At 50.8% G+C, this 18,916-nt stretch carries 15 protein-coding genes; 10 read left to right on the top strand and 5 right to left on the bottom strand.

The window, feature by feature from the left end; translation table 11 throughout:
* The first annotated feature begins 68 nt into the window (after positions 1–68).
* Complete coding sequence (locus NSU14_RS15955) at positions 69–1,052, top strand: diaminopimelate dehydrogenase (protein WP_042136843.1); 984 nt, start codon at positions 69–71, stop codon at positions 1,050–1,052.
* A 671-nt stretch (positions 1,053–1,723) separates the two neighbouring features.
* Here the strand turns inward: NSU14_RS15955 and gdhA are convergent.
* The gene (gdhA, locus tag NSU14_RS15950) at positions 1,724–3,079 is read right to left on the bottom strand and encodes an NADP-specific glutamate dehydrogenase (RefSeq protein ID WP_371916281.1); all 1,356 of its coding nucleotides are present in this window, start codon (positions 3,077–3,079) and stop codon (positions 1,724–1,726) included.
* 408 nt (positions 3,080–3,487) lie between these two features.
* On the opposite strand from gdhA, the gene NSU14_RS15945 reads away from it, so the two are divergent.
* From NSU14_RS15945 to mnhG, 7 genes are all read left to right on the top strand, one after another.
* Positions 3,488–4,096 carry a universal stress protein gene (locus NSU14_RS15945; protein ID WP_042136847.1) on the top strand — a complete coding sequence of 203 codons (609 nt, stop codon included), beginning with the start codon at positions 3,488–3,490 and terminating at the stop codon, positions 4,094–4,096.
* A gap of 65 nt (positions 4,097–4,161) precedes the next feature.
* Positions 4,162–7,026 carry a Na+/H+ antiporter subunit A gene (locus NSU14_RS15940; RefSeq protein ID WP_340946154.1) on the top strand — a complete coding sequence of 955 codons (2,865 nt, stop codon included), beginning with the start codon at positions 4,162–4,164 and terminating at the stop codon, positions 7,024–7,026.
* Entirely contained in the window at positions 7,026–7,361 is a 336-nt protein-coding gene (locus tag NSU14_RS15935) for a Na(+)/H(+) antiporter subunit C (protein WP_042136851.1), read from the top strand. Before NSU14_RS15940 ends, NSU14_RS15935 begins: the two co-directional genes overlap by 1 nt.
* A complete protein-coding gene (locus NSU14_RS15930) occupies positions 7,358–8,851 on the top strand; it encodes a Na+/H+ antiporter subunit D (RefSeq protein ID WP_076244828.1) in 1,494 nt (497 codons plus the stop codon). Before NSU14_RS15935 ends, NSU14_RS15930 begins: the two co-directional genes overlap by 4 nt.
* Before the next feature lie 6 nt (positions 8,852–8,857).
* Positions 8,858–9,337 (top strand): Na+/H+ antiporter subunit E, encoded by a 480-nt coding sequence (locus NSU14_RS15925; protein WP_042136855.1) that lies wholly within the window; start codon positions 8,858–8,860, stop codon positions 9,335–9,337.
* Positions 9,334–9,627, top strand: coding sequence for a Na(+)/H(+) antiporter subunit F1 (locus tag NSU14_RS15920; protein WP_039306104.1), 294 nt, complete (start codon positions 9,334–9,336; stop codon positions 9,625–9,627). The genes NSU14_RS15925 and NSU14_RS15920 overlap by 4 nt, the downstream gene beginning before the upstream one ends.
* A complete protein-coding gene (gene mnhG / locus NSU14_RS15915) occupies positions 9,602–9,985 on the top strand; it encodes a monovalent cation/H(+) antiporter subunit G (protein WP_039306101.1) in 384 nt (127 codons plus the stop codon). Before NSU14_RS15920 ends, mnhG begins: the two co-directional genes overlap by 26 nt.
* Before the next feature lie 65 nt (positions 9,986–10,050).
* On the opposite strand, the gene NSU14_RS15910 is transcribed toward mnhG, so the two are convergent.
* The gene (locus NSU14_RS15910) at positions 10,051–11,304 is read right to left on the bottom strand and encodes an MFS transporter (protein ID WP_042236056.1); all 1,254 of its coding nucleotides are present in this window, start codon (positions 11,302–11,304) and stop codon (positions 10,051–10,053) included.
* 174 nt (positions 11,305–11,478) lie between these two features.
* Between NSU14_RS15910 and NSU14_RS15905 the strand changes: the two genes are divergently transcribed.
* The gene (locus tag NSU14_RS15905) at positions 11,479–12,591 is read left to right on the top strand and encodes a metallophosphoesterase (protein WP_042136862.1); all 1,113 of its coding nucleotides are present in this window, start codon (positions 11,479–11,481) and stop codon (positions 12,589–12,591) included.
* 145 nt (positions 12,592–12,736) lie between these two features.
* Here the strand turns inward: NSU14_RS15905 and NSU14_RS15900 are convergent, their stop codons facing one another.
* Entirely contained in the window at positions 12,737–13,264 is a 528-nt protein-coding gene (locus tag NSU14_RS15900) for a MepB family protein (RefSeq protein ID WP_336100522.1), read from the bottom strand.
* Between the two features lie 156 nt (positions 13,265–13,420).
* Here NSU14_RS15900 and NSU14_RS15895 point away from each other — a divergent pair, with 156 nt between their 5' ends.
* The gene (locus tag NSU14_RS15895) at positions 13,421–15,334 is read left to right on the top strand and encodes a serine hydrolase domain-containing protein (RefSeq protein ID WP_336100523.1); all 1,914 of its coding nucleotides are present in this window, start codon (positions 13,421–13,423) and stop codon (positions 15,332–15,334) included.
* A 154-nt stretch (positions 15,335–15,488) separates the two neighbouring features.
* Here the strand turns inward: NSU14_RS15895 and NSU14_RS15890 are convergent, their stop codons facing one another.
* Together NSU14_RS15890 and NSU14_RS15885 are read right to left on the bottom strand one after the other, a co-directional pair.
* Complete coding sequence (locus tag NSU14_RS15890) at positions 15,489–17,777, bottom strand: preprotein translocase subunit SecA (RefSeq protein WP_340946147.1); 2,289 nt, start codon at positions 17,775–17,777, stop codon at positions 15,489–15,491.
* Between the two features lie 265 nt (positions 17,778–18,042).
* Positions 18,043–18,825: a DUF975 family protein gene (locus NSU14_RS15885; RefSeq protein WP_197074366.1), complete on the bottom strand. Its 783-nt coding sequence runs from the start codon at positions 18,823–18,825 to the stop codon at positions 18,043–18,045.
* Positions 18,826–18,916 lie beyond the last annotated feature (91 nt).

Raw genomic sequence — 18,916 nt, 5'->3', positions numbered from 1 at the left:
GTATATATACTTATAATTTAAAGGATTCATATCTCCGGGATAACCGGCAAGGGAGGACTATATTAAACATGACTTCAAACATCAGAGTTGGGATTGTCGGATACGGGAATTTGGGCAAAGGGGTACAGCAGGCGATTGAACAAAATCCGGATATGGAGCTTGCCGCTATTTTTACCCGCAGAGACCCGCAGCAGCTGGCGGAGATCACAGGAGCAGTCACAGAGCATATTTCCGCAGCCGAGCAATACATAGGCAAAATCGACGTAATGATTCTGTGCGGCGGATCAGCAACAGACCTGCCGGAGCAGACTCCGCAGCTGGCCAGATTGTTTAATACAGTGGACAGCTTTGACACCCATGCCAAAATTCCTGACTTCTTCACTGAAGTGGATAAGGCAGCCCAAGGCGGCGGGACAGTCAGTGTGATCTCAACGGGCTGGGACCCGGGAATGTTCTCCATGAACCGTCTGCTGATGCAGTCCATCCTGCCGGAAGGTGAGGATTATACCTTCTGGGGCACCGGAGTCAGCCAAGGGCATTCGGATGCGATCCGCCGGGTTCCCGGTGTGAAGGCAGGCGTGCAATATACCGTTCCTGTCCAGGAGGTCATTGACAGTATCCGGGGCGGCGAGACCCCGCAGCTGACTACCCGCGAGAAGCACCGCCGGGAATGTTTCGTGGTGGCGGAAGAAGGGGCGGACCATGAGGCTATCACCCGGAGCATTGTGGGGATGCCGAATTATTTCGCCGATTATGATACAACGGTGAACTTCATTTCGGAGGATGAGCTTGCTGCGAAGCATTCCGGCATGCCGCATGGCGGCTTCGTTATCCGTAGTGGTATAACCGGCGGAGGAAGCAAGCAAATTGCTGAATTCGGGCTGAAGCTGGACAGTAATCCTGAATTTACAGCCAGCGTGCTGGTAGCCTATGCCCGCGCAGCTGTCCGCCTGAAGCATGAAGGCCATAAGGGTGCCAAGACGGTATTCGATATTCCTCTCGGCCATCTGTCCCCTAAATCGGCAGAGACGCTGCGGCGCGAGCTGCTGTAGGCTGGCGAAGAGTGAGCAAGGGGCATGCAGGTGGGAGCAGCCGGCTGCTGTGAGGACCATGATCTGGCCGGGGCTCGCCCGGGGGAAACCCTGATCCTGCTTAAAGAGCACAGCATTTAGAACAACGGTCCGTTCGCGGAGCGTTCTCACCACGAGTTTAAGTATCGCATACTCCAAAAACGAGGGGTGTCTCAATAGCCATTGCATGGCTATTGAGACACCCCTTCTGCAGGTTCTGATGGAATCAAAAAAAATCAGAGGTAGAAATACCTCTGATTCATAGTGAGTGGAAGTAACCGGACAAATGCGGTCACTAAATAAGCTGGACTTAATAGTCATACTGAAATCCTGCACGAAATACAACATTTCCTTCATAATATCGGGTCTATTCAAGAATTGTTGTATAAAAAGCAGCATTTCCCACGTATTCAAGCGGCGAACGGGACAATTGTTGTATTTCATACAACAATCCTTATGAAAACCCCATTATCAGTGAATCTATGTTGCACTACGTACAACAATATGTACAACGATAGATTCAGGCCTAGCTATACAAATAAGCTTTATACATATAGCGACATATAGCAACAGCATCTTTTCGGGCAATCCAAGCTACTCGCTCGTAATAACCAAAGCTCGTTCCGCCCGCCATTAATCTGCTGCTTATTTAGTTACACGATCCCCTGCGCCAGCATAGTGTCGGCAACCTTCAGGAAACCGGCGATGTTAGCTCCAGCCACCAGGTTACCGGCCACTCCGTATTCCTCTGCCGCCTGCACCGTTCTACGGTAGATATTCTTCATAATCTCCTGCAGCTTGGCATCGACTTCTTCAAAGCTCCAGGCCAGCCGCATGCTGTTCTGGCTCATTTCCAGGCCCGAGACGGCTACACCGCCCGCATTAGCCGCTTTGGCCGGAGCGAACAACACATTATTCTCAAGGAACAATTCTACCGCTTCAATCGTCGTCGGCATATTAGCCCCTTCACCGATGGCTTGGACTCCATTCAGAATCAGCGTACGGGCGGATGTCAGATCAATCTCATTTTGGGTGGCACAAGGCAGGGCGATATCGCATGGCAGACTCCAGATTCCGCTGCAGCCGTCAATGTACTGTGCGTGCGGATGCTCCTTCACGTATTCGCTGATGCGCAGGCGTTCGGTTTCCTTCAGTCTTTTGACAGTAGCGAGGTTGATGCCTTGCGGATCATGAATGTATCCGTTCGAATCACTGCACGCGATAACAAGAGCTCCCAGCTGCTGAGCCTTCTCGATAGCATAAATAGAGACGTTTCCTGATCCCGAGATAACTACCCGGCTGCCCTCGAAGCTGGTTCCCCGCGTGGACGACAGCATTTCCTGCACGAAGTATACACAGCCGTAGCCGGTAGCCTCCTTGCGTGCCAGACTGCCGCCGTACAACAGCCCCTTTCCGGTGAGAACCCCGGCCGCATGTCCTCCGTGAATCCGTTTATATTGTCCGAACATATAGCCGATCTCGCGTGCGCCGACACCAATATCCCCTGCGGGAACATCCGTATCCTGGCCGATGTGGCGGTACAGTTCCGTCATGAAGCTTTGGGTGAAGCGCATAACTTCCTGATCGGATTTATCCTTGGGATCGAAATCACTGCCGCCTTTGCCGCCGCCCATGGGCAGGCCGGTCAGGGCATTTTTGAAAATCTGCTCGAAGCCCAGGAACTTGATAATGCCAAGATAAACGGATGGATGGAAGCGGAGTCCGCCTTTGTAAGGGCCGATGGCGCTGCTGTATTGAACGCGGAAACCGCGGTTGACCCGGACCTTGCCGGCATCATCGACCCAGGGCACGCGGAAGGATATGCTGCGCTCGGGTTCAACCAGCCGTTCGAGAATCCCTTGCTTCATATATTGCGGATGACGGGCCAGGACAGGCACGAGACAATCCAGGAACTCCTTGACCGCCTGATGAAATTCGGGCTCTTGCGGGTCGCGCTGCTGGACCTCCGCGTAGATCTGATGAACATATTGTACAGCCTGGTTAGTAATTTCTGAAGTAACGGAATGAACGGTGGACACTTTAGCTAGCACTCCCTGTCTGATAGTGGATTCGGGCAGCCCCGGATTTATTTTTAATTTAAAAGAATTCTATAAAACCTTACATCAATTTACCAATCAATTATTTTTGGTGTGGTCATTAAGAAATTCTATGAACCTTACATGCGATGCCAGATATAGCTTGTGAAAGGACTGATTTGGGCTTCAATATAATGGTAATTATGTTTCAATGTTGTCATATCCTTGTCCGTAAACTTTACAAACAGTATCGGAATAGATATAATTTAAGTATAATTTTTAGGGTTTGAAACAACAGAAAGGGGCCTAACGCCAGTAGGCTCCTTTTGTATTTCTTGCCCATGTTACAGGAGGGCGAAGGTCATTCACAAGGAAAAAATTATGGTATGCGTTCATTATGGTCCGCACGGGGAGCGTTTGATCCGGCGTGGAGTCGAGCTGTCTGAGATGCTGGGGGCACCGCTTTATGTGCTCAATGTGGATAGCTCGGATAGTGATGAATACAATCAGAGCAAAGAAATGTTCATGGCGGTCTGGAAGCGTCTCGCCGAGGAGGCCGGAGCAGAGTTTATGGTCCGCAAACGCCGGGGCCGCAAGACAACGGATGTAATCGTTGAAGCGGCAGAAGAGAAGGATGTCACGCAGATTATTATCGGACAATCCGCCCAGACACTGTGGCAGGAGCTGACCAAGCGCAATTTTGTCAATGAGCTGATCAGTAAAATGAAGATGATGGATCTGCATGTTGTGGCAGTACAGCGGATGCGCGCCGGTCTTGAAGAGACGCATGAAGAAGGTGTAATCTCCTATCTGGTGAAGAATGAGGGCGTTTATCAGCTCAGCGATGAGCCGGAAGGTCAGGATTTCATCAAAGGGAAATTTTTTCACGAATTGCACACGGAATTTGAGAATGGCTTATTCAGAATTGAGCAAGATGGTAAAGCGAGATATTTGCATATCTGCGAGGGGACACTTAGCGATCCCTTATAATCGTTTTTACTTCCAGTAGTATGTACTATTGTTCACAACTTAATTTGTAGAGTGGAAAAGGAGGCTTGCCTTTGCTGCATATAACCGTACTTGTTCCGTTTCTGCTGGCCCTAATGATAGCGCTTCTACGCGGGCGGATGGCCTGGCTCCACCGGGGTTGGCTTGTACTTGCCGGACCGCTGGCGTTGTTCATTTATTTCTTGACCCGGATTCCTGTCATTAAGGGAGGGGACTCCGGATATGAGACTGTATCCTGGATTCCGTCCCTTGGCATTAATCTGGTATTTCATCTGGATGGATTAAGTTTGCTGTTTGCATTGTTAATTACGGGAATGGGGATGCTGGTCATCTTCTACTCGATTTATTATCTGGACAAACGCAAAGAAGAACTGACCCCGTTTTATGTATATCTCCTAATCTTTATGGGCGCGATGCTCGGGGTGGTAATGTCCGATAACCTGATGGTTCTGTACGGCTTCTGGGAGCTGACAAGTGTATCCTCCTTCCTCCTGATTGCCTATTGGCACCGTAGACAGAAGTCACGCTACGGCGCACTGAAGTCGATGCTGATCACGGTCTTCGGCGGTCTGGCAATGTTCGCCGGCTTCCTGATGCTGTATGGCATGACAGGGACCTTCAGTATCCGTGAAATCTGGAGCCAGGCCGGGGACATCAGCGGACAAACGCTGTTCATACCGTCGATGATCCTGATTCTGCTGGGGGCTTTCACCAAATCGGCCCAGTTTCCGTTTCATATCTGGCTGCCGGATGCGATGGAAGCACCGACCCCGGTCAGCGCATATCTGCACTCGGCAACGATGGTCAAAGCAGGACTGTATCTGGTCGCGCGTTTCAGCCCGGTGTTTGCGGGGCAACATGAGTGGTTTTGGATTGTGTCGGGCGTCGGCCTGATCACCTTGATCTATGGATCGATCCAGGCGATGAAGCAGACGGACCTGAAGGCTCTGTTAGCCTATTCTACAATCAGCCAGCTGGGACTGATTATGGGATTACTGGGAATGGGATCGGCAGCTTCATTCTATACGGGTGAAGAGGCTGTGTTCTTTACCGCCGCAACAACGGCTGCCCTTTTTCATTTGATTAATCATGCCATATTCAAGGGTTCGCTGTTCATGGTGGTCGGGATTGTCGACCATGAGACGAACACCCGTGATCTGCGCAAGCTGGGGGGACTGGTGTCGCTGATGCCGGTGACCTTCACGGTAGCACTGATCGGCAGCTTCTCCATGGCAGGGCTCCCGCCGTTTGCGGGATTCCTGAGTAAGGAAATGTTCTTCACGGCTGTACTGAATATCAGACAGCTGGATATCCTCAGCCCGCAATCCTTCTTCACGATCTTTCCGGTGCTGGCCTGGATTGCAAGCATATTTACCTTTGCATACAGCATGATTATGGTTTTCCATACCTTTTTCGGCAAATACCAGCCTGAGAAGCTGGATAAGAAGCCGCATGAAGCGCCGTTTGGGCTGCTGCTTCCTCCTGTTCTCCTGGCGCTGCTGGCCGTTATCACCGGACTGTTTCCGAACATCCTGTCCAAGACACTGATTGTACCGGGAATAAATGCTATTCATCCGCAGCTGGCGGCAAGCTCGCCTTTTTATGTGAACATCTATTTCTGGCATGGCTTCACAGCTGAAGTGTGGATGACTCTGGGTGTGATCCTGCTGGGAATTGTCGTATACCGTGTGTATGGCCGGTTAAGTCTGGTTGATAAGGAATGGCGCAGCGGGTATACGCTGAATCAGGTCTACGACGGCAGTATCCGGCTGGTGGAGCGGATATCCCGTTCGGTAACAGGGCTATATATGACGGGCTCCATGCGCCATTATCTAATGTATATTTTCACCTTGATTATTGTTATAGTTGGCGGTTCATTGCTGTACGCAGACGGAATAACGTTTGGCCAAGGGCAGTATGCTCCGGTCACCTTCTTTGAAGTCGTGGCAGTGCTGGTCCTGCTGACAGGTGCGCTCGCGATACCATTCGCCAGGTCCAGGATTGCGGCAATTCTGTTAACGGGAATGGTAGGGTATATGGTGACATTGCTCTTCATCCTGTTCCGTGCACCTGATCTGGCACTTACGCAGATGATCGTCGAAGTCGTGTCGGTGACGCTGTTCCTGCTCTGCTTCCGGCATATGCCCAGACTGAAGCGGGAGAAGGTCAAATTCCGGGTGAAAATCCCGAAGCTGATTATCGCCGTAGGATTCGGGGCAACGATGACACTTGTCGCACTGGCAGCGCTTGGGAGCAGTCCGTTCGAGTCCATCTCAAGCTACTACGTGGAGAACAGCTATACCCTCGGCGGCGGCAAAAATATAGTCAACGTGCTGCTGGTGGATTTCCGCGGCTTTGATACCATGTTTGAGATTACGGTGCTTGGTCTGGCCTCGCTGGCTATCTATTCAATGATTAAGCTGCAGCTTGAACCGGGTAGTAAGCCTGATCTGGTCAGAGATGTGCCGGACGATAACAAGCCGCGTTATGCGCGCAGTAACGATGTGCTGCTGCAGTCTGTGGCCAAAGTGGCCTTCGTGATTATTATTACCTTCTCGCTGTATTTGTTCTTTGCCGGTCATAACCATCCGGGCGGCGGATTTATCGGCGCATTGATGGCTGCAGCCGGGCTCGTGCTGCTCTCGATTGCGTTCGGTACAGAGTTTGTAGAGAAGGTGCTGCCTGTCGATTACCGTAAGTTAATTGCGGCCGGAATTTCTATAGCTTTTCTCACAGGGATAGGTTCCTTTGTATTCGATGTTCCGTTCCTGACCCAGACCTTCGGCTATTTCGAGCTGCCGGTGATGGGCAAGACTGAACTTACTACAGCAACACTGTTCGATCTGGGCGTATACCTGTCAGTGATCGGTGTTACCATGAATATCATCTTTACGATCGGGAGGGATAACTGATGGAGATCCTTATTGCCCTGGCGATCGGCGTCTTGTTTACCGTAGGTGTATATCTGGTCTTATCCAAAAGCCTGCTCCGCATCCTTCTGGGGACAACACTGCTGACTCACGGTGTTCATCTGCTGCTGCTGACCATGGCGGGACTTAAGACTGGCGCTTCACCGCTGCTTGGCGAGAAAGCGGAGAGTTATGTCGATCCGCTGCCGCAGGCGCTTATCCTTACTTCGATTGTAATCAGCTTTGGGGTATCCGCGTTCTTCATCGTGCTGGCTTACCGGGCATACCGCTCGGCAGGCATGGATGATGTGGAAGGAAGCAAGGGGGAGAGACCATGAACAATCTGCTGGTACTGCCTTTGCTGATTCCGGCCTTTACGGCGGTCATCCTGATTTTTCTGAAGGAAAGAATTAACCTGCAGCGTATAATCAGTGCAATCAGTGTATTTGTCAATATTGCTGTTGCGATAATTATTGTGTATCAGGTGAATACAAACGGGATTCAAACGCTGTACATGGGAGGGTGGCTGCCGCCCTACGGCATCGTCTTTGTTGCTGATATGTTTGCGGCATTGCTGGTATTAACCACGGCGGTTGTAGGCGCGGCCTGCCTGTTCTTTTCCTTCGCAAGCATTGGGGAACAGCGGGAGCGGTTCTACTACTATACCTTCTTCCACTTCCTGCTGACCGGTGTGTTCGGCTCCTTCCTTACGGGAGACCTGTTTAATCTGTTCGTATGCTTCGAGGTATTGCTGGTTGCCTCCTATGCGATGATTGTACTGGGCGGAACCCGGGTTCAGCTGCGGGAGACACTGAAATATATTCTTGTCAATGTGATCTCCTCCAGCTTGTTCGTAGCGGCAATTGCTTATCTGTACGCTGCGACAGGTACGCTTAACATGGCGCATCTGGCGGTCCGTGTAGCGGAGGCGGGGCAGGGCGGTGTCATGAATGTAATTGCTGTACTGCTGCTGCTGGTCTTCTCGCTCAAAGCCGGTCTGCTACTGTTCTTCTGGCTGCCGGATTCATACAGTGCTCCTCCCCTGGCTGTAAGGGCGCTGTTCGGAGCCTTGCTGACCAAAGTTGGGCTGTATGCCATCACACGTACATTCTCCCTGATTTTTGTTCATGATCCGGGGCTGACACATACGCTGATCGGCTGGATGGCCGGAGCAACAATGATTCTTGGAGCTGTCGGCGCGCTGGCTTACAATGATCTGAGCCGGATTTTTAATTACAATATTGTGATTAGCGTAGGCTTTATTGCCTTTGGCATATCGGTGGCAACCCAGGATTCATTAAACGGGGTAGTGTTCTATCTGATGCACGACATGATTGCCAAGGCGCTGCTGTTCTTCCTGGGCGGTATGATTATTGCAGCGTCAGGAACGGAGCAGCTACGGCAAATGGGCGGCCTGATCCGCCGGTATCCATGGACGGGCTGGATGTTTTTCATCCTGACTCTGGCGCTGGTGGGCGTTCCGCCGCTTAGCGGTTTCGCGGGGAAAGTGATGATGGTCCGCAGCGGCTTCGGGGAGCAGCACGTCGCTCTTGCACTTATTGCACTGGCGTCAAGTTTCGTTGTGCTCTATTCGCTGATCAAAGTGTTCCAGGAAGTGTTCTGGGGTGGTGAAAGAAGCGAGGAAGAAGTCCACCCGCTGCGCTACAAAGCAATGATGGCACCGGCTGCCATGCTGTTTGTCCTCATCATCCTGATGGGGGTCGGCGCCGAAACGGTGAACGGGCTTGTGGCCCAAGCCGGGGCCGTGCTGGCTGATCCGGCAGAGTACATTAACGCTGTGTACATTAACGCTGTCATGAAGGAGTAGATGAAGATGGCCTTTCAAATATTATTAAATCTCATGATAGCGTTCTTGTGGATGTTCCTGAATAATGACTGGACGGCCTCCGGCTTCATTGTCGGGTATGTGCTGGGTATTGCCGTTCTTATGGCTATGCGGCGTTTCTTCGACGGGCGGCTGTATCTTGGCAAGGTATGGGCTATTGTGAAGCTGGCTGGCCTGCTGCTGCGGGAACTGGTTGTATCCAGCTATATCGTGGTCAAGGCGGTGCTTCGGCCGAACCTCAACATCCGCCCGGCCATCCTAATGTACCACACGGAGCTGGAGTCGGACTGGGAGGTTGCCGTGCTGATTACACTGCTCTGCTTGACTCCGGGGTCCGTGGTGCTGGAAGTATCCAAAGATAACCGGACGTTATACATTCATGCGATGGATATACAGGATGTGGAACAGTTCGGCGCGAATATCCGCAATACGTTCGAACGAGCGATTCTGGAGGTGACCCGTTCATGATTCATTTTATACTCATGCTGTCGCTTTCGATCATGGTCATTTCGATTGCAATTTGCGCCTGGAGGCTGGTCAAAGGACCCTCGCTGCCTGACCGGGTCGCAGCACTCGATACAATCGGAATCAACCTGCTGGCGATGGTGGCGGTTCTCTCGATCCTGTTCAAGACTGAGGCCTTCATTGAATACATTCTGCTGATCGGCATTCTCTCTTTCATCGGAACTATGGCGCTGGCCAGATATATCGAAAGGGGAGTGGTGTTTGAATATGGAAATGATCAAGACGGCCGTTGAATTGCTGTTCGTATTGCTTATCCTGACAGGTGCACTCCTCAGTGCTGTCAGCTCTGTGGGGCTGATCCGTCTGCCGGATGTCTACTTAAGATCACATGCTGCTGCCAAAAGCGCTACGCTCGGTGTATTGTGTGTGCTCAGCGGGGCGTTTCTCTACTTTGCTTTTTTTCTCGATTACGTCAGTGCAAAGCTGCTGCTGGGGATTGTCTTCGTATTTATGACTTCACCGTTGTCAGCCCACCTGACCGGCCGGGCGGCCTACCGCTCCGGTGTTCCGCTGTGGAACCGCCGTATCCAGGATGACCTCAAAGAGGTGCTGGAGAAGGAACGGATCAAGTCGGATTCTTCAACGTCATAGCCGTAAGGTGTAAACAGGGATGTCCTCCAGGCCATAAATGGTCTGAGGGACATCCCTGCCCTGGTTTATTGTGAAAGCTGCTGCGGAGAATTGTGATTCTGTGCAGTCCGTCTGCGGTACAGATGCAGCAGTGCGTATGAGAGGACGAACGCAGCTGTAACCAGCCATAGAGGGATTCGCGGATCGAGCTTGTACGCCCAGCCGCCGATGATGCCCGCAGGTGCAGTGAACAGCAGGATCAGCACGGACAGTGTGGAAAAGACTTTGGCCCGTTTATCGTCATCGATGGCGTTCTGTACGGCAGCCTCCAGATAAGGTGAACTGATCATCAGTCCCACGGCTGCCAGTATGGTGCTGAGTCCGATCCACAAGAGGCTGGACGAAGGATATAACACCAGCATAGCATTGGACAGCGCAGATAGTCCGAAGCCGGCCATCATGGAGCGGTTGGCGCTCTGGTCCGGGATTTTGGGCATAAGAAGCCATAAGGTCAGCAGCATGATTATAGAGGAGACTGCGGGAAACAGGGAGAGGATACCGCTATCCATATGCAGATAATCAGCCAGGTACAGTGACAGATAGGTGCTCTTCAGCGTGGCCTGGAAATTGAACAGGATGTATACGCCGAAGATCAGCAGCAGATTGCGTTCCACCCACAGCTCACGGAATGCTCCGCCATATTCGACCATAATTTCCCGCAGTCCAAGTTCACGTGTTTCCTGACGTTTCCTTATTCCGGCTTCGGTTTCACGGGTCGTCAGCTGACGGCCGACGAACTGGAAGGTCATGAACAGAAACGCGAGCACATACATCATCCGCATCCCCTGAATCATGCCGTACTGGTGTACAAGCAGACCGCCCAGCGGTGCAAACAGCCCTCCGATGACACCGATAATCTGCAGCAGCGTGAAGACATACGTCCGGTCAGAGGGCCGGGTGTCCTCGACAATCAGGCAGTAAAAGGCAATATGCGGGACACGCTGGAAGCCGTTTATGACCGCAGCAGCTACAAAAAACCACAGATTGTGTGAAAACGCCCATAATAGAGTTGCCAGGCTCCAGCTAAGCAGGTCAAAGTATAAAATAGCCCGCTTGCGTCCCAGACGGTCCGTCAAATATCCGCTGATTAATGAAGAGAATACCTGTACGATCAGTCCGATCGTGGTAATCCAGCCGATGTTCAGCTCCGACAGTCCCAGCTCGTACATATAAAGCGTGGCATAGGTGGAGAACATGCTGTAGGGAATCAGGAAAAAAGGTTCAAAGGTTAAGCAGCCCCGGCTGTTTCCCTGCAGCCGCGGAAATAAAGGTTTGGCCATGATTAAATCCTCCAGGGTTGTCTGTAAAGTAAGGAAAGGTCCAAACCATTAAATGATAATTACAGGACAATGTCAACAACAAAACACAGCTTAGTTGCAGTAGTGCCTGAAGTTACTGTAGACTGGTTAGAAAAGATTTTGTGCTCGGGATGAAATTTACATAAGGTGGTTAACATGTATATCCTTATCGGAATCGTATTTATCATTGTATATGCCTTAATTGTATTCTACATCGGCTGGAGCGGCTGGGGCTGGATCAAGCCGGTAGTGTCTGGCAGGTTCCGGCTATTCTATATCCTTGCGCTTGTTTTTCTGGCCAGCTCGCTGATCCTGTCCAGAGTGGTCGCAGGATCGGCCATTTTAAGTGTTATCGGCAGCTACTGGCTGGCATTGTTCAGCTTATTGATTATGCTGCTGCCGCTTGTTCATCTATCGGTCTGGTTAACGAAGCTGAGCAGGCTGCCGCGTCATGCCGTTCAGAAGTGGTCGGGGATTCTTACTATGCTGCTGCTGGCCGGTCTGCTTGGATTCGGGAGCTTCAACGCTTACAGTCCGGTTGTCCGTTCGTATGACATACAGATCGACAAGGCAGGTCCGGCGCAAGGTGAACTTCATATTGTGATGGCCTCTGATATGCATTTTGGCTATTTGTCGGGTAAAAGCCATGCGCTGCGGATGGTAAAGGAGATCAATGCGCTGAAGCCGGATATTGTCTTATTCCCCGGTGATATTGTAGATGATGATATTGTGCCGTATAAGGACAAGGGCATCGGTGCGATTTTAGCGGAGATTGAAGCGCCGCTCGGCGTGTATGCTTCTCTGGGCAATCATGACCGCTTCAAAGGCGGGACGGAGGAGATCATCAGTCTTCTGGAGGAGAGCGGGATTCAGGTCCTCTATGATGAAGCCATTGAGGTGGGAGACTGGCTGACGCTGATCGGGCGGAAGGATTATAGTGATAAGGATAGAGCGGAGCTGTCTGTTCTGATGGAGAATATAGATGGCTCGAAGCCGGTAGTTATGCTGGAGCATCAACCGGTCGGCTTCGACACAGCAGAGGAGCAGGGAATTGATCTGATGGTATCCGGTCATACCCACCGCGGGCAGATTGCGCCTGCCAATATATTGACTGACAGATTGTTTGAGAATGACTGGGGATATCTGCAGAAAGGGCAGCTCCATTCCATAGTATCTTCCGGATATGGATTCTGGGGTCCGCCGATCCGTATCGGATCGCGGTCGGAGGTAGTGTCCATTCATGTGAATTTTAATCATTCAGAGCGATAGTGCAAGAAGGGTCCATCCGGATATTCGGATGGACTCTTCTTGTTATAAGCCAATCTGATGGATACTTACCGGAGGAATTTCAGTCCGCTATGCTCAAGATAACGTTCATTCCGTAACAAAAAAGGCTCCAGAATAATGAACAGAATCATAGCTGAAATTCCTTTGGTTCATACAACCGGGTTAAGGCCTGCATATGCTGATCGTTCATGGGAGCTACTCTCGAAAAATAAGGCAGCTGCCATTTCTGCGCAGCAGAAGCCTGCTTATTAGTCACGGTATCCCAGTCCGGATACACGCGCATTGCCATTTTTCCTGGTGCATCCTTGTCCGCCAGCACCCCGTGCATTCTCAGCACGTCTTTGGGAAAGACGAACTGTCCACTCTCCCCGCTGAAGGGATGGAAGGTATGGATTACCAATATATCGGGAGCGTCCATATAGGCAAATGCCCGGTTTTTCCGCTCCGCATCCTTTTCCCAGAAGACGACAAACTGCCCTGTCTTCGTTGGGGTAATTTTTGCAACACGAAACCGAACGGACCGGGTATTCAGCTGGAACCACCCTGCTCCATATTCGGCATTCTGCGGTTCTTCCCGCACTGAATCAACAGTGAAGCGGGCCGGTGCATAAAACGTATCAGTTATATAAGCTAACGTATTATAAAAGTTATTCATGTGATGCCTTCTTCCTGAGTGGTTATCATGCTGTCTCCAATTAAGATAATACCAGTCCATCCCGCATAAATGTAAGCTGTTTGTAATGTTATGGAGGATGATATTTGTTAGAATGGGGGAACTGCAGGAATTTACCCGACTAAAGGAGAGGTTTAATTGTTAAGAAAAGGATTTACCGTTATGTTCTCAATACTATTGCTATTATCCGGCAGTATCACGGCATTTGCTGCCGGGAAAGGCAGCGGGGGAGCAGAGGGAGTAACCCCATCAGGCATTCCGCTGACCGGTTTGGAAGCTTTTGTCGACGATTATGTAAAAGAGTACATAGGACAACAATCCGTAGGTGCGTCTGTTGTTATGGTAAAGGATGGCCGGGTGGTACTGTCCAAGGGTTACGGATACGCTGACTTGGAGCAGCAGATCCCTGTTTCAAAGGATACGGTAATGGAATGGGGCTCAATCAGCAAGCTTACCGTATGGACTTCCGTAATGCAGCTGGTTGAGCAAGGAAAGCTCGATCTGAATGAAGATATCCGCAAGCTTTTGCCGGACAATTTCCTGACCAGACTGAAATATGATGATCCCATAACGATGCTTCATCTGATGAACCACAATGCCGGATTCGAGGAGTATATGTTCGACATGGCTTATCAGTCCCCTGAGGAAGTACGTTCTTTGGAAGAGGGGCTGCTGCTGGCCCAGCCGGCACAGATTTACAGACCGGGTGAGGTTGTAGCCTACTCTAACTACGGCAACTCACTGGCTGCCTTCATTGTAGAGAGAATCAGCGGCCAGCCTTATCATGAATACGTTCAGCAGCATATTTTTGATCCCCTCGGGATGAAGGATTCAATTGCCTATTCTGTTGTAGAGGACCGTCCGGAGCTGCTGAAGCATAAAGCTAAAGGTTATTTCTTCGAGGGAGAAGGGACCTTTACGCAAGGATCATGGAATTATATGTCCATGTACCCTAACGGAGGCAATAACGGCACTGCAGAGGACCTGGCTAAGTTTGCGATGGCGTTCATGCCTGCAGCCGGAGAAGCCTCCCCTCTGTTTGAGAAGCCGGAGACACTGGGCACGATGCTGACTCAGAGTTATACATCAGCTGAAGGAATGCCGGGTATTGCCCATGGGTTCTGGGAATATCCCGGAATGAAGCGTACGCTTGGACATGGCGGAAATACGATTGCATTTGCCACCAATCTGCAGATTGTGCCTGAAGACCGGTTCGCGATTATAATTATGACCAATCAGGCCAGCGAATCCAATATTGTACATGGTCTGACCAAAGCAATACTGGGCATGCGTGAGCAGGCAGATGCCGTTGATCTGCCGGATTCGTCAGAGATTCAAGGCGAGTTCATGGCTGCGCGGCGCCCCGGACACGGCTTCATGAATCTATTCCCCTATCTTACGCTGATGAAGCTTGAGCCGCAGGGGGAAGATCAACTCGGGGTATCACTTGCCGGGATGACCGGAAGCTATAAACAGGTTCAGCCCTATCTCTATGAGAAAGTAAGCGGAGACTCGGCGCTGGATGCCTGGCCAATGCTGCATGCCACAGTCAGTGAGGGTAAGGTGAAGGCCATCTCGGTATATACGACAGATTATTTGCCGCTGCCTGCTGGTAAGTCAATGCCGGTGCTGCTCATGAATGCCGTGCTTGCGGCACTGGCCATCCTCTATTTCGTTATCGCCCCGTTTGTATTGCTGATACAGGCAATATTGAACAAGCGAAGAGCCGGAACACGCCCTGCACCTCGTGCCGTCAGCCGTATGCTGGCAGCTGGCCTCACCTTGACAGGTACCGGCATTGTGGTGAACAACCTGATTCTGGCCTTGAGGATGCTAAGCAACAATGAACGAGCTTATGCAGAAGTGTATCCGCAGATTTTGGTTAACTATGGTCTGACTGGACTGGCGGTGTTGTTCTTGGCCGCGCTGCTGCTATCCTGGAGGAAGAACCGCTCTGCTTCAACTGCCCGTGGCAAGTGGTCTGCTATTCTTCCTATAGTCATGATGGCTGTTCTGGTGGGGTTGCTTGTATTCTGGAAGTTCTACAGTTAAGCAGGGGGATTACACTGTAAATTACGCCTGACGAATTGAATTTTCCTAAGCTGATTTCCAATTGTTCGTCATTACTGAATACATCGCCAAGTGCAGTATACGCACCGGCGATGTATTTTTGTGTGTTCCTGATTAATCAGCTGCGCTGCAATAATTAATATTTAGGCAGCTTGAGTACCGGCCATAATAGCTTCCTCAATACCGGACGAAGCCAATAAGCCAATACAGTCGTTCCGGTCCATGAGCTGCGCTTATTCTGCAGGTATTGATCGTTGATAATATAAGTCCGGGTGGAAGGGGGACTCTTGAGACCGAACTCATCCCATTTTGCCGGATCATTCGAGCCATTGAGTCTTTTAAGCATATTTGCTGTTTCATGGTTTATTTTAGCGGGGATCTGTTCGTAGGCCTGGGAAATTTGCATATGAAATTCATCGATCGGACTGCGGCTGGCCAGGCTCTCCAGGTGGATGCTTTCACGAAGGTAAGAGACGTATGCCAGATGATCCGCCCAGAACGCGTCGATATAAAAAAGCCGTACCCGCTGCTCCGCAGGGCTCATCGGTTTCGTGCCATGCAGAATTCCGAGCCGCTCCGCGTATAGAATCCGCCTCTGATCCTCCACCATATCCGAATAACCGTTCAGTTCCTGGTGGATATCGAAGTTTTGGCTCATAATAACGCGCTGGGTATGCGCGATTTTGCTGCGGAGCAACGGATCATCAAGAGCCTCATCCTGCCGGGGAACGCGAACCGCTTTATCGAATCCGAACCGCAGCATCAGCTCGTCCTCTAAGCTTACGTAGAATACGGAAGCTCCCGGGTCGCCTTGGCGGCCGGAACGCCCGCGCAGCTGGTCGTCGATCCGTACGCTTTCATTCACATGAGTGCCAATCACGTACAACCCGCCCAGCTTGGTTACTACCTCTGTCTGCGCGGGGTCACCTCCACCGAGCCGGATGTCCACGCCCCGTCCCGCCATATTCGTAGACACCGTGACGGCGCCGAATGCTCCGGCTTTGGCGATGATCCCGGCTTCTTCTGCATCGTTTTTTGCATTCAGAACCTGACAGGGTACACCCGCAGCCGCTAATGCCTCCGCCAGCATATCAGACTCCTGGACACTGGACGTTCCAATGAGAATAGGACGTCCCGCCTTATGAACGGACGAAATTTCTTGTACAAGCGCTTTAAATTTGGCTTCTTTATGGGTAAAAATCATGTGCGGATGGTCGATCCGTATGTTTGTCCGGTTCGGAGGAATTTGCACGACCTGCAGCATATAAACCGCTTTGAATTCCATTGCGGAAGCGTGCGCGGTCGCCGTCATTCCGCAAATTCCCGGATACAGGCTAATGAAATGCTGGAGGGTAATTGTGCCGAGAATTCTCCCTCCAACGCTCCACTGCAGCCCTTCTTTGACCGCAAGCGCGGCTTGCAGCCCGTCCGGTAAATACCTGTTCTCGGCCACGCGGCCGGTATATTCCTCGATCTGCTCGATTTTACCGTCCCGGACGATATAATCAATGTCTTTGTTTAATAACGATTCCACATGCAGCGCGCAATTTAATGAGGTTAACAAGTGAGAATTATGGCTATCGTACAAATTACCGCATCCCAGCAGGGATTCCGCTTTCGCGGCGCCGGCTTCATTCAAGTAAACATTCCGCTGGAACTCATCGAAGTCGTAATGCTCCGCAGGCTGTAGCTGCCGGGCCACTTCTGCGAACAGAAAGCCGTCACTGATGGAAGAGTCCGACTCCCCGCTGATGACCAGCGGCACCCGAGCTTCGTCAAGAAGCAGCGAATCTGCTTCATCGACGATGACATAGTGGAACGGACGATGTACGGTATCGGCTTCGCTTAGTGCGATCGTGTCGCGCAAGTAATCGAAGCCAGCCTCTTTGGCCGTAACGTAGGTTATATCGGCGGCGTATGCTTCCCGTTTCCGGGACAGGCTCATGCCAGCCTGCACCGGCTGAACCGTTAATCCGAGGAAACGATACACCGGACCCATCCACCCGGCATCGCGTTTGGCCAAATAATCGTTAAAGGTCAGCACATGAACCCCTTCGCCGGTCAGTGCATTTAGATATGCAGGCATAACCGCAGATAGTGTTTTTCCTTCACCGGTATGCTGCTCGATTAAGAATCTCTTATGCAGTGCGATCGCAGCCATGATCTGGACATCGTAGGGCTGTAGTCCGAGCGTTCTTTTCGCTGCCTCACAGACAAGCGCATAAGCATCAACAAGCAGCTCGTCCAATGGCGTACCCGACCGTGCTTCTTTTTGCAGCCGGAGGGATTCCGCTTGAAGCTGGCCATCCTCCCATGCTTGCAGATTCCGGCTCCTGATGAGTTCCGTTTGGTCCTGATAGATCTTCAGCTTACTCCGGTTATCGTAGTCTTTGAATCGATGCATCAGCTTGACGGCTATATTCATAGGAATATGATCTCCCCTCGGTAGTAGAATGAAGTCCAATCGCTCCACAACATGGAATGCTTTGCCGGGCTTCAAGCTCATAAACTTCGTATTACTACGTAAAAGCCTGCCCAAAGTTTCTATTTATTTCCTCCCGGGCAAAATTGCCCGAAAGACGCGGTCTTACATACAAAAGCAGCAGTAACCTCCGGTCTACGGGGCTGCTGCTGCTTTTTCATGGGGTGCAATTGTCCTAAATAGTGGTATGCAGATAACAGATAGGTTTCTAGTAAAAGGGGGTCTGTGCTAACCGGAGTTCATGGGCTGTTGTCAAATTATACGAAAGCGCATTGTGGCGCAACTCCAGGTACAGCTCGGCCTTCGTGGCGTTGATATAGGGCTGGACAAATAAGACGCCGATTCCGAGTGCCAGCAGGCCCAGCAGAATCCAGCCTATGAAGCTCAAATCAAGCACAAACATGCTGAATTTATGACCGCGTGTCATTTGCTTGCTTAATTCTACTGCGCGGTTATACCCGATGTGCGGATTGTCCGCAAGGATGTAAGGCACCTGGCTGTATGCATAGGATTTTACAATGCCAGGAATGATCAGCAGCAGGAACCATAAGAAATTCAAAAAACCTCTCCAGAGCATAGTTAGAACTATAGCCCAATACCGGTCCCTGTTAAACGCATACCCGACATTGCCCATCCGGACTTCTCCCTCGGCAGATCGTTTGAAGTAACGCAGTGAACCTACAGTAAGGGGGGAGGCGATCAGAATATAAAACGCTATTCCAATTACTGCGAAGATGCCAATTAGTAAAAATGCGAATGCAAGAAAAGATCCTAACACGCTCCAATCTAATTCCACACCGGAGCTGGAAATTTTAGAACGTGCCGACGATCCCCAGTTCCGATCAAAGCTTGGAATACCTGAGCCTTCTCCGAGCAAAACCAGCAGTAAACTTACTACAAAAGCCTTCCAATACGAGGTGCGGAGGACATTCTTAGCCCTTCCCTTTATTTCTTTACGATCCCACATCAAAAAACCTCTTTCCTTTTGCATTTTGTTCTTCGTCTTACAATTGATACCATAGATTATGTCATTAGACAATCAATTAATTACTATAACCTTTGACTGAATACTGAAGATTGCA

The sequence above is a fragment of the Paenibacillus sp. FSL R10-2771 genome, from assembly GCF_038000205.1.
In the GTDB taxonomy this organism is placed as follows: domain Bacteria; phylum Bacillota; class Bacilli; order Paenibacillales; family Paenibacillaceae; genus Paenibacillus_AQ; species Paenibacillus_AQ phytohabitans.
The sequence above is the reverse complement of the archived record's forward strand: the minus strand, read 5'-3'. Positions and strand labels throughout refer to the sequence as shown.

Bases quoted from the DNA above. Each gene is read 5' to 3' on its own strand.
- NSU14_RS15920 (WP_039306104.1), top strand. From the start codon at position 9,334: ATGATTCATTTTATACTCATGCTGTCGCTTTCGATCATGGTCATTTCG.
- NSU14_RS15890 (WP_340946147.1), bottom strand. From the start codon at position 17,777: ATGAATATAGCCGTCAAGCTGATGCATCGATTCAAAGACTACGATAAC.
- NSU14_RS15925 (WP_042136855.1), top strand. From the start codon at position 8,858: ATGGCCTTTCAAATATTATTAAATCTCATGATAGCGTTCTTGTGGATG.
- NSU14_RS15885 (WP_197074366.1), bottom strand. From the start codon at position 18,825: ATGCAAAAGGAAAGAGGTTTTTTGATGTGGGATCGTAAAGAAATAAAG.
- NSU14_RS15955 (WP_042136843.1), top strand. From the start codon at position 69: ATGACTTCAAACATCAGAGTTGGGATTGTCGGATACGGGAATTTGGGC.
- NSU14_RS15910 (WP_042236056.1), bottom strand. From the start codon at position 11,304: ATGGCCAAACCTTTATTTCCGCGGCTGCAGGGAAACAGCCGGGGCTGC.
- NSU14_RS15945 (WP_042136847.1), top strand. From the start codon at position 3,488: ATGGTATGCGTTCATTATGGTCCGCACGGGGAGCGTTTGATCCGGCGT.
- NSU14_RS15900 (WP_336100522.1), bottom strand. From the start codon at position 13,264: ATGAATAACTTTTATAATACGTTAGCTTATATAACTGATACGTTTTAT.
- NSU14_RS15930 (WP_076244828.1), top strand. From the start codon at position 7,358: ATGAACAATCTGCTGGTACTGCCTTTGCTGATTCCGGCCTTTACGGCG.
- NSU14_RS15905 (WP_042136862.1), top strand. From the start codon at position 11,479: ATGTATATCCTTATCGGAATCGTATTTATCATTGTATATGCCTTAATT.
- NSU14_RS15935 (WP_042136851.1), top strand. From the start codon at position 7,026: ATGGAGATCCTTATTGCCCTGGCGATCGGCGTCTTGTTTACCGTAGGT.
- mnhG (WP_039306101.1), top strand. From the start codon at position 9,602: ATGGAAATGATCAAGACGGCCGTTGAATTGCTGTTCGTATTGCTTATC.